We start from the raw sequence: 15238 nt of genomic DNA on the forward strand, positions 1-15238 counted from the left end.
CCAGCGAGAAGGGGGCATTGATCGTTTGGCGGGTTCAGCGCTCGAGCACGGTCGTGATGCGGGTGAACTCGTGCATCAGGTCGTAGCCGTCCCAGACACCGGAGAAGCTCAGCGCGTCGCCCAACGGCACGATCCGGTCCACACCCCGCCCGGCCAGGCGGTGGGCGAACGCGGTCAGCTCGGCGGCGGTGAAGCCGAAGTGGGCGACGGTCTGGTCCCGGCGCACGACCACGGCGGCGAGCGCGTCCAGCGACGGCACCACGGCCTGCGGGAACGTGCCCACGCCCAGCCAGCGGCGCGGGATCGCGCCGGGGTCGGCCAGGTCGACCGTCGCCAGCTCGTTGCCGTCGAAGGCGATGCCGGTGGCGTCGCCCTCCAGCGCCAGGCCGTAGGCGGCCACCCGCTTCTCCACGGCCATCGCCGCGTCGACCTCGACCCCGGCCGCGTCCAGCACGGCACGCAGCCGGGCCAGCAGGTCCGTACGGGCCGCGGCGGCCTGCTCCGGGGTGCCGACCCAGTACACGGCGCGCGGGGACGAGCAGGCGGCCTGGTCGAACCAGTACGCGTCGTTGTACAGCCCACGTGCCCCGGCGTCCCGCGCCGCCTCGGACGCGGCGAGCCAGCCGTTCGCGGAGATCACCGTGAACGAGGAGCGGTCGGGGAAGGTCAGGTCGCGGGCGTGCGGGGCGAGCGGATGCCGCCGGATCTCGCGCACCGACGTGTCGCCGCCCCAGATGACCCGAAGGTCGGCGGCGGCGGACAGGGCGGCGGTGACCGCGTCGTCGCGGCCGTAGGTGACCATGCGCTGGGTCTGCCGCAGCGCCGGATGCGCCCCGTCCAGGGTCTCGTTGAGCGCCTCCAGCACGGCCGTGGCCGCCCCGGCCGAGCGCGACGAGATGCGGACCACGTTCGCGTTGCCGGCCAGCGCGGACAGCGCCCAGGAGTACACGAAGATGGTGTCCACGTTCGCGGGCGGCACGTGGAACACCAGACCGCGCGGGAAACGCAGCTGTCCCCGCTGGTCGGCGACGCGCGCGGCGGCCTTGGCCAGCTCGCCGCGGCGCAGGAAGAAGCCCAGGGAGCCCAGCTCCGGATAGCGGCGGGCGACGGCCGGTTTGAGCAGCTGCCGCGCGAACGCGACCAGGAAGTCGGTGACCCGCTCGTCGCCCACCCGCAGCGGCCCCTCGTGCGGGGTCTGCCGCACCGCCGCGAGCAGGTCCTCGACCGCGACCGCACCCCCGGCGGGGAACCTCTCCAGCACCTTGCTCATGCCGCTGCCTCCGTGAACGTATCGCTACAGCCGCGCGCCTCGGCGCGGGGCAGGCGGCCCAGAACGGAGAAGCGCTTGCCGGGCCAGGCGCCGTCGTCGACACCGTGAATCACACCGCGGTCCTCGGTGAGCAGGATGTGCCCGGGGTACGAGCGCGGCAGCGTGCTGATCACCTCGACCACGCCGGGCGTGCCGTGCGGCACCGACGCCCAGGTGTGCGGATCGCGCACGATCACGTCGGAGAAGTCGGGGCAGTAGAGGCCGCCGCCGTCCGGGCCCTCCAGGAAGGTCAGCCCGATCTGCTCGACCATGCCGTAGAAGTTGTGGATGCGGCGCAGGCCGGTGTCGGCGGCGAAGCGGCGGCGGAACTCGTCGTTGTCGACGGCGCGGTCGGCCAGCTTCTTCCAGCCGCCGCTGTGGATCAGGATGCCGTTGCTCAGGTCCAGGCCGTTGTCGCGGGCCAGCTCGTACAGGAACTGCCAGGCCATGAACGTGAACCCGAAGATCAGGAACGGCTGGTCGCCGTGCCTGGCCAGGAAACCCTTGACCGCGTCCAGGTCGGGCTGGTCCTGCTCGTCGAGCACGAAGACGTGGTCGCGGCCGAAGTTCATCATGCCCAGCACCCCGGCCCCGCGCGCCGAGAACGAGCTGCGGTTCTTGAACAGCGACACCGTGTCGACCAGCAGCATCGGCAGCCGTTTCGCCCCGATGACGGTCTGCATGGTGGCCGACAGCATGCGCTGCTGGAGCGCGGCGGCGTCGCGGTCGAGGTAGATCCGGCTCACCTCGCCGGTGGTGCCGGACGAGGTGAGCACCTTGAACACGTCGCCGGCCGGGATGCTGCGCAGCTCGTGGTGCTTGAACAGGCGCACCGGCAGCCAGGGCAGGTCCGCGACGGCCTGGTAGGACGTGCCGGGACCGTGGCCGAGCGCGGCCAGCAGGCGGGCGTACTCGGGGCTGTACGCGCGGTGGTGCTCGGTCAGCTCGGCCAGCTCGGGCAGCAGCCGCGCCTCCCGCTCGGGCTGGGTGAGCGTGAACACGGTCATGCCAGGGCCTCCAGGGCACGGTAATCGATCTTGCCGTTGGGCAGCTGCGGCAGCGCGTCCACGGGGCGTACGTCGAAGCCGGTGCGGTGCACCTTGAGCCGCTCGGACAGCCGCCCGGCCAGCGCCTGCGCGGCGGCGTCGTCGACGCCCACGACGAAGACCACCACCTTGTCCGGACCGGACACGGCCACCGCCGGGCCGTCGGCGCGCACCAGGTCCTCGATGTCGTGCAGGTTGACCCGGATCCCGAAGATCTTGCCGAACCGCTTGAGCCGTCCCTTGAGCCACACGAATCCGCGCTCGTCGAGGTAGCCGAGGTCGCCGGTGCGCAGCGCGCCCGCCTGGTCGTCGCCGCGCCCCGTGTCGGCCACGGCGGTGGCGTAGCCCATCATCACGTTCGGGCCGCGATACACCAGCTCGCCGGTGACGTGCGGGTCGGCGGACTCGGTGCCGTCCTCGGCGAGCACCGTGAAGGTGCCGCCGGGCAGCGCCGGGCCGACCGAGCCGACGCTGCCGGGCAGGCCGTCGGCGGGCAGGGTGCTCATCCGCGGCGCGGCCTCGGTGCAGCCCCACATCACGTGGAAGCGCCCGCCCGAGGCGCTGATCTGCTCGTGGAAGTGCAGGATCAGCTCGTCGCGCAGCCGCCCGCCGGCCTGGGTGAGGGTACGCAGCGACGGGTGCCGCCCCGGCCGCCACCGGATCCGGTGCAGCATCTCGTAGTTGTAGGGCACTCCGGCCAGCGACGTGGCCCGATGGGCGTCCACGGCCTGCCAGAACTCCTTCGCGAGCACGCCGCCGTCCACCACGAGCAGGGTCGCGCCCGCCGCGAGGTGGCTGTTCACCACGGACATGCCATAGCTGTAGAACAGCGGCAGGCTGGTCGGGGCGACCTCGTCCGCGCCCAGCGCGAGCGCCTGGCCGATGGCGTGCGCGTTGGCCAGCACCGCCGCCCGTGACAGCCTAACGAACTTGGGGTCGCCGGTGGAGCCGGACGTCGCCAGCAGCACGGCCAGGTCCGGGTGGGGCAGCGCGGTGGGCGCGGTGCGCCGCACCCAGCAGCGGCCCAGCACCGGGTGCACGGTGTCGTCGTAGCCCTTGGGCAGCTCGCACAGCTCCGCCCCGGCGCCGCTCTCGCCGACCCCGACCACCACGGCGGGCTCGAATCGGGTCACGAAGTCGGCCAGCACGGCCGGGGCCAGCGCTGGATCGAGCAGCGCGACCGGCCGTCCCGCCTGGAAGGCCCCGGCGTAGCGCAGCACCGACGCGGTGGTCAGCGCGCTGCGGGCGAACACCACCCCGGCGGGCGCGTCGGCGTACCCGGCCGCGTGTCGCGCGACCTCGGCCAACAGCTCCGCACCGGCGAGCGCCGCCCCCGTCGCCGCGTCGACGAGCCGGGCCGTTGGCGCCACCAGGGTCACGGGATCAGCCCTCCGTCGACGCCGAGCACCTGCCCGGTGACGTAGCGGGCGCCGTCGCCGGCCAGGAAGCGGATCACGTCGGCGACCTCGTCCGGCTCGCCGAGGCGGCCCAGCGGCGCGGCGGCGGCCTGCTTGTCCAGGACCTCGGCGGGCAGCGCGGCGGTCAGTTCGGTGCGGATCACGCCCGGGGCCACGGCGTTGACGCGGATGCCGCGCCCGCCCAGCTCGCGGGCAGCGGAGCGGGCCAGCGCTGCGACGGCGGCCTTGGAGGCGGCGTACACGCTCTGGCCGGCCGCGCCGTGGGTGCCGACGACGGAGGTGAGCAGCACGATCGCGCCGCCGGTGCGGGCGGTGCCGTCGGGCGCGGTGCGGCGTCGGGCCATCGCGCGGGCGGCGGCCTGCACCGCGGCGACCGCCCCGGCCACGTTGACGTCCAGGGTGCGGGCCACGTCGGCGGCCCGGATCATGCCGAGCAGGCCGCTCTCCATGATCCCGGCGTTGACCACCAGCACGTCCAGGCCGCCGTGCTCGGCGGCGACCCGCTTGACGACCTCGCCGGTGGCGGCGAAGTCGCCCGCCTCCAGGGCCAGCCCGTGCGCGCCGTGCTCGGCGGCGACCTTCTCGGCCGCGGCCTGGTCACGCCCGGTGAGCACGACCGTGGCCCCGGCCGCGCGCAGGGCGCGCACGGTGGCCAGGCCGATGCTCCGGGTGCCCCCCGTGACCAGGGCGACGCGGCCGGTCAGCTCACTCATCGACGCCGGCGTCGCGCAGCATGTCGGCCGCGACCTTGAACGAGGACAGGTCGATGACCTGGTCGGTGTCGAGCTGCACGCCGAACTCGTCCTCGATCGCGGCGACGAGCGTCATGTGGCCCAACGAGTCCCACTGCTCGATGTCGCGGTACTTGAGGTGGTCCACGTCGGTGCCGGGCGGCAGCTGCAGGGCGTCGGCGAACACGGTGCGCAGGCGCTCGGTCAGGGGCATGGCGGTCGTTCTCCAGATCCTCGCGTCGGATACGGCTCGGACAGTCCGGGCAAATACCCCGAACCGTGAGTCATGAGCCGAGCCTACGCGGCTGGTATACGGCCTGTTGCAGCCTTGGTGTACGCGGGCTGAACATCCCGCGTCGCGTGGGCGATCGACGGGAATCAGCCCGGATAAGCGGCGAGGCCGCCCGCGCTGTGCGGACGGCCTCTCAGCTTGCGGTCGGGGTCAGCGGCCCCGGGCCGCCACCATGGTGCCGAGCACCTCGAGGTGCCGCTCCAGCACGCGCTGGAGGGTGAAGTGCTGGTCGATCAGGTCCTGGCCGTTCGCGCCGACCTGCTTGGCCACGGCGGGATCGGTCAGGCCCGCGATGAGGCGCTGCGCCATCGCGTCGACGTCGCCGGGAGCGCAGAGCAGGATGTTCTGCCCGTCCTCCAGGCCGATGCCGGGGAAGTTGTCCGGGCGTGCCGGCACGACCACCGGCACGCCGCCGGCCATCGCCTCCAGGCTCGCCGTGCCGATGCCGAAGCCCTGCTCGTGGCACTCGACGGTGGCCGCGGCCAGGTAGTCCGGGATCTCCCGCTTGGCCACCGGGCCGGTGCTGATCACCGCGTGGTCCACGCCGAGGGCCTTGGCCCGCTCCAGGAACAGCGGGTAGTAGACCTGCCCGACCACCAGCAGCTTCGCGTCGGGCACCGCGGCGAGCACCTTCGGCAGCGCCTCGACCAGCATCAGCCGGTCGCGCAGCGGGATGATGTGGCCCACCGAGAGGATCACCGGGGCGTCGCCCAGGCCGTGCTTCTCGCGCACGCCCCGGCCGTCGCCGCCGCGCACCCAGGTCGGGTCCACACCCACCGGGATGTAGTCCAGCCCGGAGTACGCGCCGCGGTAGCGGTCCCGGATGTACTCGTCCATCAGCACGTCCATGACCACCAGGCGGGGCTTGGAGCGGCGCATGAACGGCTTGACCATCATCGCGTCCAGGCCGCGGAACACCTTGGCGTAGCTCGCCGACGGGTTCTCCAGCCGGGTGTGGATGGACAGCAGCACCGGAACGCGGCGCTTGCGCGCGTACAGCGCGGTCGCCCAGGTCAGGTCGAAGAACTGGCCGTGCTGGTGGATGGCGTCCGGCTTGAACTCGTCCAGCAGCTTGCGCACGGCGCGCAGCAGAGTGGGCCGGCTGGTGAACGAGATGTCGAAGCTGACCGCGAGCCTGGTCTGCGGGAGCATCCAGGCGGGCAGGCGCACGATGCGCATGCCGTCGCGCTCCTCGACCGCGGGGGCGTTCTGGTACGCCGCCGTGAGGACGAGGACCTCGTGGCCCTGCTCGGCGTAGCCCTTGGCGAGGGACTCCGACAGGTGCGAGCTGCCGCCCGCGCGAGGGGGGAAGAAGTTGTTGACTACCGCGATACGCACCGGCGCTGGCTCCTAGCTGTGTGCCGCGAGGGGGGTGAAGCGTACGTCCGTGCCGTCGACCTCCACCGCGGCCACGGGGCGGGCCGGCACGCCGGCCACCACCGTGCCCGCGGGGACGTCCTTGGTGACCACCGCGCCGGCGCCGATCACGACGCCGTCGCCGATGGTCACGCCCATCATGATGGTCGCGTTCGCGCCGATGAAGACGCGGTCGCCGATGGTCACCGGCGCGCGGTCGACATGCGGGTAGGCGCGGCCGGACACGCAGCGGCGTGCAGACGAGTGGGTGTAGATCTGCACGCCGCAGCTGATGTCGCAGCCGGAGCCGATCGTCAGCCCGCCGGACCCGTCGATCACCGTGAACGCGCCGATCCAGGTGCCCGGCCCGATGACCGGCTCACCGATGATCCACGCGTGCGGGTTGTACGGGTTCTCCGGCAGGCCGGGATGCGGCTGGGTCACCCGATCTCCGACTTGATCAGGTCAGTCATGCCGTCGCCGACCGTGATGGTCGGCTCCCAGCCGAGGACCTCCTTGGCCCGGGTGATGTCGGCCGCGCGGCGGCTGACCAGCACCTCGCGCGGGTTGAACTGCGGCTCCACGTCCACGCCCACGGCCTTGATCAGGATCTCGGCCAGCGAAGCCACCGTGGTGTCGATGCCGGTGCCGATGTTGACCGGCACGTTGCCCTGCTCCGACTCCAGCGCCGCGACGACCGAGCGCGCGATGTCGTGCACGTGGATGAAGTCCATCGACTGCTCGCCCTTGCCGTCGATGATCGGCGGCTGGCCGGTCTTGAGGCGCTTGACGAAGTGGTTGATGACCGAGGTGTAGTACGCGGTCGGCTTCTGGCCGGGGCCGTACACGTTGAAGAAGCGCAGGGCGACCCAGTTCAGGCCCTTGCTGCGCTGGTAGAAGCCGAGCAGGTCCTCACCGGTGCGCTTGGCGATGCAGTACGGGGTGAGCGGGCTGAGCTCGTCGTCCTCGTGCATCGGCAGCTTCTTCGGGTCGCCGTAGACCGACGCCGAGGAGGCGAACACGATGCGGCGCACGCCGTGGTCGGCGGCGGCGGCGAAGACGTTGTTGTTGCCGACGACGTTGATGTCGATCGACTCGTACGGGTCCGCCTGGCTCTTGTTGATCGACACCGCGGCCAGGTGGATGACCGACTCGCAGCCCTTCATCGCCGCGTGCACGGCGCCGCCGTAGCGCACGTCCTGCTCCACCAGCTCGACGTTGCCGGTCTTGACCAGCTCGTCGATGCGCTCACGGTCGCCGCGCGACATGTTGTCAAAGATCCGGACCTGGTAGTCCTTCTCCAGCAGCAGCCGGACCACGTGCAGGCCGATGAAACCCGCGCCTCCGGTGATGAAGACGGTCTTCTTTGACATTGCGGACCTTTCTGGGAGGGAGAAGCACGGCCTGCGGCCGCGGTGTAACAAGGGGTTGACGGCCGGAGCCGCAGAAGTGATCTTAGTTGCCGCGGCCGGCGGCGAGGGAGTCGACGACCTGGATCAGGGTGGCCGCGACCGTCTCGACCTGCGCGTCGGTCAGGTTCGCGTGCATCGGGATGGCCAGGTGCCGGTCGAACAGGTCCGCCGAGACCGGGCAGGGGTTGGTCTCACCGTACAGCGGCTGCAGGTGCGAGGCGTAGGTGCCGAAGGTGCACTGCACGCCGCGCTCGCGCAGCGCCATGGCGACCTCGGCGCGGCTGACCGCCGGGTCCAGCGTCACCACGTACGACTGCCAGGGGTGCTCGCGGTCGGGCGCCTCGAACGGGACGGTGATCAGCTCGTGGTCCTTGAACAGCTCGCCGTAGCGGGCCGCGATGCGGCGCTTGACGGCCAGCAGCTCCGGCAGCCGGTCCAGCTGGGCCAGCATGATCGCGGCCTGGATGTCGGAGAGCCGGTAGTTGTAGCCCAGCTCGTCGAAGGTCGGGATGGGCAGCTTGGACAGCTCCGCCCGGGTCAGCGCGCCCTCGACGCCGTAGGTGTGCAGCTTGCGGGCCTTGGCGGCCAGGTCGGCGCGGTCGGTGACCAGCGCGCCGCCCTCGCCCGAGGTGATGCCCTTGCGGCCGTGGAAGCTGAACGTGGCGATGTCGGCCAGGCTGCCCGCCGGGCGGCCCTTGTACGTCGCGCCGGCCGAGCAGGCGGCGTCCTCGATGACGAACAGGCCGTGCTTGTCGGCGATGGCGCGCAGCTCGTCGTAGTCGGCCGGCTGGCCGAACGCGTCGACCGCGATGATGCCCACGGTGCGCGGGGTGATCAGGGACTCGACCACGGCCGGGTCGATGGTCCAGGTGTCGGGGCGCACGTCGGCGAAGACGGGACGGGCCCCGGTCCACATCACCGAGTGGCCGGTCGCCGGGAAGGTGTAGTCGCCCACGATCACCTCGTCGCCCGGCTTGACGCCCAGCACCAGCTGCGCCAGGTGCAGCGCCGAGCCGCAGTTGCTCGTGGTCAGCGCGTGCTGCACGCCCATCGCGGCGGCGAAGCGCTCCTCGAACTTCTTGCAGGTGGGACCGGCACCCGAGAGCCAGCCTGACGCGAACACCTCGGCGATGGCCGCGAGCTCCGGCTCGCCGACCGTGGGCTGGCCGAGCGCGATGACGTCAGACATGTGGGACCTCCCCTTGTGAGCGACCCGAGAAGTGTAGGCCACCGGACCTGGGCGGTCGCCAGTCGGCCGGGGCTCCGAATGGCCTAAGCTCGACGCCGTTACGGCCGGGCGGAGGAGTGAAATGACTAGGTTTGTGGTGGTCGGTGGCGGAATCGTGGGTCTTGCCGTCGCGCATCGCCTGCTCACGGACCGTCCCGAGGACTCCGTCACGGTGGTCGAGAAGGAGGCGGGCTGGGCCGCGCACCAGACCGGCCACAACTCCGGCGTGATCCACGCGGGCGTCTACTACAAGCCCGGCAGCCTCAAGGCCACCCTGTGCAAGGCCGGCAGCGCGTCGATGGTCGAGTTCTGCAAGGAGCAGGGCCTGGCGTACGACATCTGCGGCAAGCTGATCGTGGCCACGGACGAGTCCGAGCTGCCCCGCCTGCAGGACCTGCACCAGCGCTCGGTCGCCAACGGGCTGCCCGTGAAGCTCATCGGCCAGGCCGAGGCCGCCGAGTACGAGCCGCACGTGGCCGCCGTGGCCGCGCTGCACGTCGCCTCCACCGGCATCGTGGACTTCGGTTCGGTGTGCCGCCGGATCGCCGAGCTGCTCGCCGAGGGCGGCGCGGACCTGCGTACCGAGACCGAGGTCACCGCGATCCGGCAGCGCGCGGGCGGTGTGGTGGTGACCACCACCAAGGGCGAGATCATCGCCGACGTGCTGATCAACTGCGCGGGCCTGCACGCCGACCGGATCTCCCGGATGGCCGGGGTCGACACCCCGGTGCGCATCGTCCCGTTCCGCGGGGAGTACTACGAGCTCACCGAGCAGCGCCGTGACCTGGTCAAGGGCCTGATCTACCCCGTGCCGGACCCGCAGTTCCCGTTCCTGGGCGTGCACCTGACCAAGATGATCGACGGCACGGTGCACGCGGGCCCGAACGCGGTGCTGGCCACCGCCCGCGAGGGCTACTCGTGGGGCAGGATCAGCCCGCGGGACGTCTGGGACGAGGTGACCTACTCCGGGCTCTGGGCGCTGGCCCGCAAGCACTACCGGTACGGCCTGACCGAGGTGCACCGCTCGCTGTCCCGGAAGAAGTTCGCGGCCAGCCTCGCTCGGCTGGTGCCGGTGCTGACCGGCGAGGACATCGTGCCGGCCGGCGCCGGGGTGCGCGCCCAGGCCATCCGCCCCGACGGCGGCCTGGTCGACGACTTCCTGATCGTCGAGGCCGAGCGGCAGGTGCACGTGCTCAACGCGCCCTCCCCCGCCGCCACCAGCTCGTTCGAGATCGCCAAGCACATCGTGTCGCGGCTGCCCGCCGACCTGGCGGCCTGACCGCACGCAGCGGAAAGGGGCGCCCGGCGGACCGGGCGCCCCTTTCGCTTGCTCGCTTACAGGTACTGGCCGGTGTTGCTGGCCGTCTCGATGGACCGGCCCGACTCGGTGCCCTTGCCGCCGGAGACGAGCGTGCGGATGTACACGATCCGCTCGCCCTTCTTGCCGGAGATCCGTGCCCAGTCGTCCGGGTTCGTGGTGTTCGGCAGGTCCTCGTTCTCGCGGAACTCGTCCAGGCAGGCGTCCAGCAGGTGCTGCAGGCGCAGGCCCTTCTTGCCCGAGGACAGGAACTCCTTGATCGCCATCTTCTTGCCGCGGTCCACGATGTTCTGGATCATGGCGCCGGAGTTGAAGTCCTTGAAGTACAGGACCTCCTTGTCACCGTTGGCGTAGGTGACCTCGAGGAAGCGGTTCTCCTCGGTCTCCGAGTACATCCGGAGCACCACCGAATTGATCATCGCGTGCACGCACGCGTCGGCGGAACCGCCGTGCTCTGCCAGGTCGTCCGGGGACAGCGGCAGGGTCGACAGGATGTACTTGCTGAAGATGTCCTTGGCCGCCTCGGCGTCCGGCCGCTCAATCTTGATCTTGACGTCGAGCCGGCCCGGGCGCAGGATGGCCGGGTCGATCATGTCCTCGCGGTTCGAGGCGCCGATGATGATGACGTTCTCCAGGCCCTCCACACCGTCGATCTCGCTGAGGAGCTGGGGAACGATGGTGTTCTCCACGTCCGAGGAGACACCCGAGCCGCGGGTCCGGAAGATCGAGTCCATCTCGTCGAAGAACACGATCACCGGGGTGCCTTCCGAGGCCTTCTCCCGGGCCCGCTGGAAGATCAGCCGGATGTGCCGCTCCGTCTCGCCGACGTACTTGTTGAGCAGCTCCGGACCCTTGATGTTCAGGAAGTAGCTGGTCTTCTTCTCCTCGCCGCGCTGCTCGGCGATCTTCTTGGCCAGCGAGTTCGCCACCGCCTTGGCGATGAGCGTCTTACCGCAGCCGGGAGGACCGTAGAGCAGCACGCCCTTCGGCGGGCGCAGGTGGTGCTCGCGGAACAGGTCCGCGTGCAGGAAGGGCAGCTCCACCGCGTCGCGGATCTGCTCGATCTGGTGCACCAGACCACCGATGTCGTGGTAGTCGACGTCCGGCACCTCTTCGAGGACCAGCTCCTCGACCTCGCTCTTGGGGATGCGCTCGTAGGCGTACGCGGAGCGGGGCTCGATCATGAGCGAGTCGCCGGAACGCAGCGTCCCGCCGATCAGGCCCTCCGCCAGGAACACGATCCGCTCCTCGTCGGCGTGCGAGACCACGAGTGCGCGGTCCCCGCCGTCGAGGATCTCCTTGAGCAGGACCACCTCGCCGCTGCGCTCGAAGCCGAGCGCGTCGACGATGTTGAGGGCGTCGTTGAGCAGGACCTCCTGCCCACGCTGCAGCGCGTCGACGTCCAGCGACGGCGACACCGCCACCCGCAGCTTCCGCCCGCCCGTGAAGACGTCCACCGTGCCGTCTTCATGCCGCGCCAGGAAGACGCCGTACCCGCTGGGCGGTTGCGCCAGCCGGTCGATCTCCTCCTTGAGCGTCACGATCTGGGCGCGCGCCTCCTTCAGCGTGGCCACCAGCCGCTCGTTGTTCTCCGTGAGCCGCGACAGCTGGGCCTGAGTGGCGGCGAGCCGCTCCTCAAGCTGCCGTACGTGCCGCGGGCTCTCGCTCAACTTGCGCCGCAACAGGGCGAGCTCCTCTTGCAGGAACGCGACCTGAGTGGAGAGATCGTTGGCTTCCTTCTCCCACCGCGCGGCGCGCGCATCCGCGTCGTCGCTCTTTGCCACGTCCCACCTCCCCGGGGGTGTCCTCCCGTCGGTCCTACCTCGTTCGGCCGACGTTTAGGGTGCTCCTAACACTAGCGGCTGATCGCCTCAGTTGAACCCTCCCGACACCCGAGTACCCAAGAACTGGATCGAGAATCTGGCCGTGCGGCCGACCTCCCCGGCGTTCACGCGCGCCGGGGCGCTAGGGTCGAGTCCGTGAGTGAGCTCAGGGTGCGAGTAGATCAGGACCTCTGCACGGGCGACGGCCTGTGCGTGCAGTACGCCCCCGAGGTGTTCGAGTTCGACGTAGACGGCCTCGCCTACGTCAAGGACGGCTCCGGCGAACTGCTGATGACCCCCGGCGCGACGGTCGAGATCCCCGCCCACCTCCGCCTCGAGGTCATCGACGCCGCCCAGGAATGCCCCGGCGAGTGCATCCACATCCAGCGCACCCACGACAGCGAACCCCTCTCAGAAGAGGAGCGCACCGCTCTCCGCTAGCCAAACACGGACAAACGTCCCTTCGTCCGCGTGATGATCGGGGTTTCGTGTCGAAAGGTGCGGTGGGACCGCAGATCTTGACACGAAACCCCGATCATGCCCCCGAAAGACGGGGCGTCAGAGCATGGGGCGGCCGGCCAGGGAGGCCACGAGCTGGGCGAACTCCTCCAGCCTCGCGATCTGGCCGGTGCCGCCGTCCTCCAGGGTCTTGCCGAAGCGCAGGGCGTCCTGGCGTACCACGTGGTGCGGGTCGTCCAGGGGGTGGCCGTTGTTCGACTCGTCCAGCGAGCTGAGCAGCAGGTAGACGTCGACGCTGTCGACCCGCAGGTGGTTGGCGGGGGTGCGGCTCAGGCGGCGGCGGCAGCCGACCTCCGTGATCACCGAGAGCGGCACCACCCGCAGCGAAGAGATCATCGAGCCCGCCGGGCCCTCCCCAGGCGGAACGTCCTCGCCGTGCCACAGCAGCAGCCGGGAGCCGTCGCAGACGACGACCTCCTGCCACACGCCGTTGTACTCGTTGACGAAGCGCTCCAGCGTGAACCCGAGCACCTGGGTGCCGCGCAGCACGCCCTCCAGGGCGTCCAGGGCGACCTCGGGGTCGCGCAGGTAGGCGCGCGCCGCCGAGTCCAGGTCCGGGTACGGCGACCAGTCGGGGAACACGGCCGGGGGCACGTTCACGGCGTCTCCTACTCCCAGACCTCGTCGGCGACCGCGTCCGGCTCGGGGGCCGGCGCCGCCTTCTTGCGCAGCTCGTACGCCTCGCGGCCCTTGCTCGGCTTGCGCCGGCGCGGCGGCGCGGTGACGCCGGGGGCCAGCTTGCGGGCCCGCACCAGGAACGCGGTGTGCGCGATCATGCGGTGGTCGGGGCGCACGGCCAGGCCGTCGGCGTGCCAGTCGCGCACCAGCGACTCCCAGGCCAGCGGCTCGGTGAAGCCGCGCTCGCGCAGCGCCTCGACCAGCTCCGACAGCTGCGGCGTGGTGGCCACGTAGCCGATGAACACCCCGCCGGGCAGCAGCGCCCGCTCGACCATGTCCAGGGCGTCCCAGGGCGACAGCATGTCGAGGATGATCCGGTCGAAACCGGTCTCGGCGTTGTCGGCGACGTCGCCCACGTGCAGGTGCCAGGACGGCATCATGGGGTCGGCGGGCTTGCCGTCGGCGGCCCAGCTGGTGCCGAACCAGTTCTGCACGTTCTTGCGGGCCACGGCCGCGAAGTCGTCACGCAGCTCGTACGACCACAGCTGCCCCTCCGGCCCTACCGCGCGCAGCAGCGAGCAGCTCAGCGCGCCGGAGCCGACGCCGGCCTCCAGCACCTTGGCGCCGGGGAAGACGTCGCCCATGGCCACGATCTGCGCCGCGTCCTTGGGGTAGATCACCTGGGCGCCGCGGGGCATGGACAGCACGTAGTCGGCCAGCAGCGGGCGCAGCGCCAGGTAGGCGGTGCCGCCGGAGGAGGTGACCACGCTGCCGTCGGGCAGGCCGATGAGGTCGTCGTGGGCCAGGATGCCGCGGTGGGTGTGGAACGCCTTGCCGTGCTCCAGCACGATGGTGTGCATCCGGTTCTTCGGGTCGGTCAGCTGCACCCGGTCACCCGCGGCGAAAGCGCCACGACGCTGCGGCGTCGGATCGGTCATCTGCGTAAGGTTCCTGTCTCGAAGTTCAGCGGGCGGCCTTCAGCGCCGCCGGGTCGAGCACCTGCACCACGTCCATGATGGTGAGCACGCCCACCACATCTTCCCCGTCGACCACGAGGTAAGGAGTGGCCGGGTCCCCACGCAGGAGCTTGATCACGTCGGCGCCGCGCGCCCCGGACGGGATGGTCGCCACCGCGCCGATGCCGCGGGCCACCGTCTCCACGGTCACCCAGGGCCGCCGCTGCTCCGGCACGGCCGCCGCGGCGGCGGGCACGACCAGCGCGATCAGCCGGCCTTCCGGGTCGGCCACGCCCAGCACGGGCGCGGTGTGCCCGGCCTCGGCGGCGCGCCGGGCCGCCTCGGCCAGCGAGGTGCCGGTGGGCACCACGAACAGCGGGCGGGCCAGGCGCACCGGGTCGACCAGCGGGTAGCGGCGGCGCACCCGGGCCGTCATCACCGCCCCGGCCGCGCCCTGCCAGATGCTGAACGCCACGAACAGGCCGAAGATCAGGCCGAACCACTCGTACCAGCCGGTCAGGTAGAGCACGGCCGCGAGCAGCGCGGTGAGCACCGCGACCACCCGGCCGGACCAGCCCGCCACCAGCAGGCCCGCGTCGCGGTCGCCCTTGGCGCCCCAGACCACCGCGCGCAGCGCCCGGCCGCCGTCCAGCGGCCAGCCCGGCAGCGCGTTGTACACCGCCACGATGATGTTGCACAGCGCGAGCTGGAACGCGATCTGGTGGGGCACGGTGCCGCTCGGCAGCAGCACGGCCGCGATCACCGAGCCGACGCCGACCAGCGCGGACACGACCGGCCCGGCCAGCGCGGTGGCCAGCTCGACCCCGGGGCGCGGCGAGTCGTGGTCGAACTCGGTGTACCCGCCGAGCAGGTCCAGGGTGATGCCTTTCACGCCGATGCCGTAGTGGCGGGCGGTCAGCGCGTGGCCGAGCTCGTGTAGCAGAACCGACAGCAGCAGGCATGCGACGAAGCCGAGCCCGGCGAGGTAGCGCGCGGGGCCGGTCAGCTCCAGGGCCCGGCCCAGGCCCTCGCCGTACCACCAGGTGATGAACAGGGCCATGAACACCCAGGACGCGCTCAGCCGCAGCGGGAAACCGAAGATGCGGCCGACCTGAAAGCCTGATCGCCGCTCGCCTCGCGAAGCGGACTTGGGTGTCGAATCGGTCACGGCGTCCTCTCCATCGTGACCATGCTACGGCCGAGCGGCACGCG

Annotated in this window: 15 protein-coding genes; 2 read left to right on the plus strand and 13 right to left on the minus strand. The window is 71.3% G+C overall.

Translation table 11 applies throughout. The features are described 5' to 3' along the window. Positions 1–34: 34 nt before the first annotated feature. From CS0771_RS33750 to CS0771_RS33790, 9 genes are all read right to left on the minus strand, one after another. Positions 35–1270, minus strand: coding sequence for an acyl-CoA reductase (locus tag CS0771_RS33750; RefSeq protein ID WP_212844774.1), 1236 nt, complete (start codon positions 1268–1270; stop codon positions 35–37). Further along, on the minus strand, positions 1267–2316 hold the full coding sequence (locus CS0771_RS33755) for an acyl-protein synthetase (RefSeq protein WP_212844775.1): 1050 nt from the start codon (positions 2314–2316) through the stop codon (positions 1267–1269). Before CS0771_RS33755 ends, CS0771_RS33750 begins: the two co-directional genes overlap by 4 nt. Beyond that, the gene (locus CS0771_RS33760; protein WP_212844776.1) at positions 2313–3734 is read right to left on the minus strand and encodes an AMP-binding protein; all 1422 of its coding nucleotides are present in this window, start codon (positions 3732–3734) and stop codon (positions 2313–2315) included. Before CS0771_RS33760 ends, CS0771_RS33755 begins: the two co-directional genes overlap by 4 nt. Next, the gene (locus CS0771_RS33765) at positions 3731–4486 is read right to left on the minus strand and encodes an SDR family NAD(P)-dependent oxidoreductase (RefSeq protein ID WP_212844777.1); all 756 of its coding nucleotides are present in this window, start codon (positions 4484–4486) and stop codon (positions 3731–3733) included. Before CS0771_RS33765 ends, CS0771_RS33760 begins: the two co-directional genes overlap by 4 nt. Next, positions 4479–4718: an acyl carrier protein gene (locus tag CS0771_RS33770; RefSeq protein ID WP_212844778.1), complete on the minus strand. Its 240-nt coding sequence runs from the start codon at positions 4716–4718 to the stop codon at positions 4479–4481. The genes CS0771_RS33765 and CS0771_RS33770 overlap by 8 nt, the downstream gene beginning before the upstream one ends. 228 nt (positions 4719–4946) lie before the next feature. Then, positions 4947–6134: a glycosyltransferase family 4 protein gene (locus CS0771_RS33775; RefSeq protein WP_212844779.1), complete on the minus strand. Its 1188-nt coding sequence runs from the start codon at positions 6132–6134 to the stop codon at positions 4947–4949. 12 nt (positions 6135–6146) lie between these two features. Further along, the gene (locus CS0771_RS33780; RefSeq protein WP_244871195.1) at positions 6147–6596 is read right to left on the minus strand and encodes a DapH/DapD/GlmU-related protein; all 450 of its coding nucleotides are present in this window, start codon (positions 6594–6596) and stop codon (positions 6147–6149) included. Then, the gene (locus CS0771_RS33785; protein WP_203754885.1) at positions 6593–7525 is read right to left on the minus strand and encodes an NAD-dependent epimerase/dehydratase family protein; all 933 of its coding nucleotides are present in this window, start codon (positions 7523–7525) and stop codon (positions 6593–6595) included. Before CS0771_RS33785 ends, CS0771_RS33780 begins: the two co-directional genes overlap by 4 nt. A gap of 82 nt (positions 7526–7607) precedes the next feature. Further along, positions 7608–8753, minus strand: coding sequence for a DegT/DnrJ/EryC1/StrS aminotransferase family protein (locus tag CS0771_RS33790; RefSeq protein WP_212844780.1), 1146 nt, complete (start codon positions 8751–8753; stop codon positions 7608–7610). A gap of 121 nt (positions 8754–8874) precedes the next feature. On the opposite strand from CS0771_RS33790, the gene lhgO reads away from it, so the two are divergent. Then, entirely contained in the window at positions 8875–10071 is a 1197-nt protein-coding gene (gene lhgO, locus CS0771_RS33795) for an L-2-hydroxyglutarate oxidase (RefSeq protein ID WP_212844781.1), read from the plus strand. A 56-nt stretch (positions 10072–10127) separates the two neighbouring features. Here the strand turns inward: lhgO and arc are convergent, their stop codons facing one another. After that, positions 10128–11894, minus strand: coding sequence for a proteasome ATPase (gene arc, locus CS0771_RS33800; RefSeq protein WP_212844782.1), 1767 nt, complete (start codon positions 11892–11894; stop codon positions 10128–10130). A gap of 195 nt (positions 11895–12089) precedes the next feature. On the opposite strand from arc, the gene CS0771_RS33805 reads away from it, so the two are divergent. Continuing rightward, positions 12090–12374, plus strand: a complete 285-nt coding sequence (locus tag CS0771_RS33805; RefSeq protein WP_212844783.1) for a ferredoxin — start codon at positions 12090–12092, stop codon at positions 12372–12374. Positions 12375–12491: 117 nt separating this feature from the next. Here CS0771_RS33805 and CS0771_RS33810 read toward each other — a convergent pair whose 3' ends face one another. From CS0771_RS33810 to CS0771_RS33820, 3 genes are read right to left on the minus strand one after another with little or no spacing between them, the layout of a single operon-like run. Beyond that, on the minus strand, positions 12492–13046 hold the full coding sequence (locus tag CS0771_RS33810) for a hypothetical protein (protein ID WP_239126200.1): 555 nt from the start codon (positions 13044–13046) through the stop codon (positions 12492–12494). 14 nt (positions 13047–13060) lie between these two features. Next, positions 13061–14008, minus strand: a complete 948-nt coding sequence (locus tag CS0771_RS33815; RefSeq protein WP_212844784.1) for a tRNA (adenine-N1)-methyltransferase — start codon at positions 14006–14008, stop codon at positions 13061–13063. A 25-nt stretch (positions 14009–14033) separates the two neighbouring features. Then, positions 14034–15194, minus strand: a complete 1161-nt coding sequence (locus CS0771_RS33820; protein WP_244871196.1) for a M50 family metallopeptidase — start codon at positions 15192–15194, stop codon at positions 14034–14036. Positions 15195–15238: the final 44 nt, after the last annotated feature.

Origin of the sequence: Catellatospora sp. IY07-71 (assembly GCF_018326265.1) — a bacterium.
Lineage (GTDB): Bacteria > Actinomycetota > Actinomycetes > Mycobacteriales > Micromonosporaceae > Catellatospora.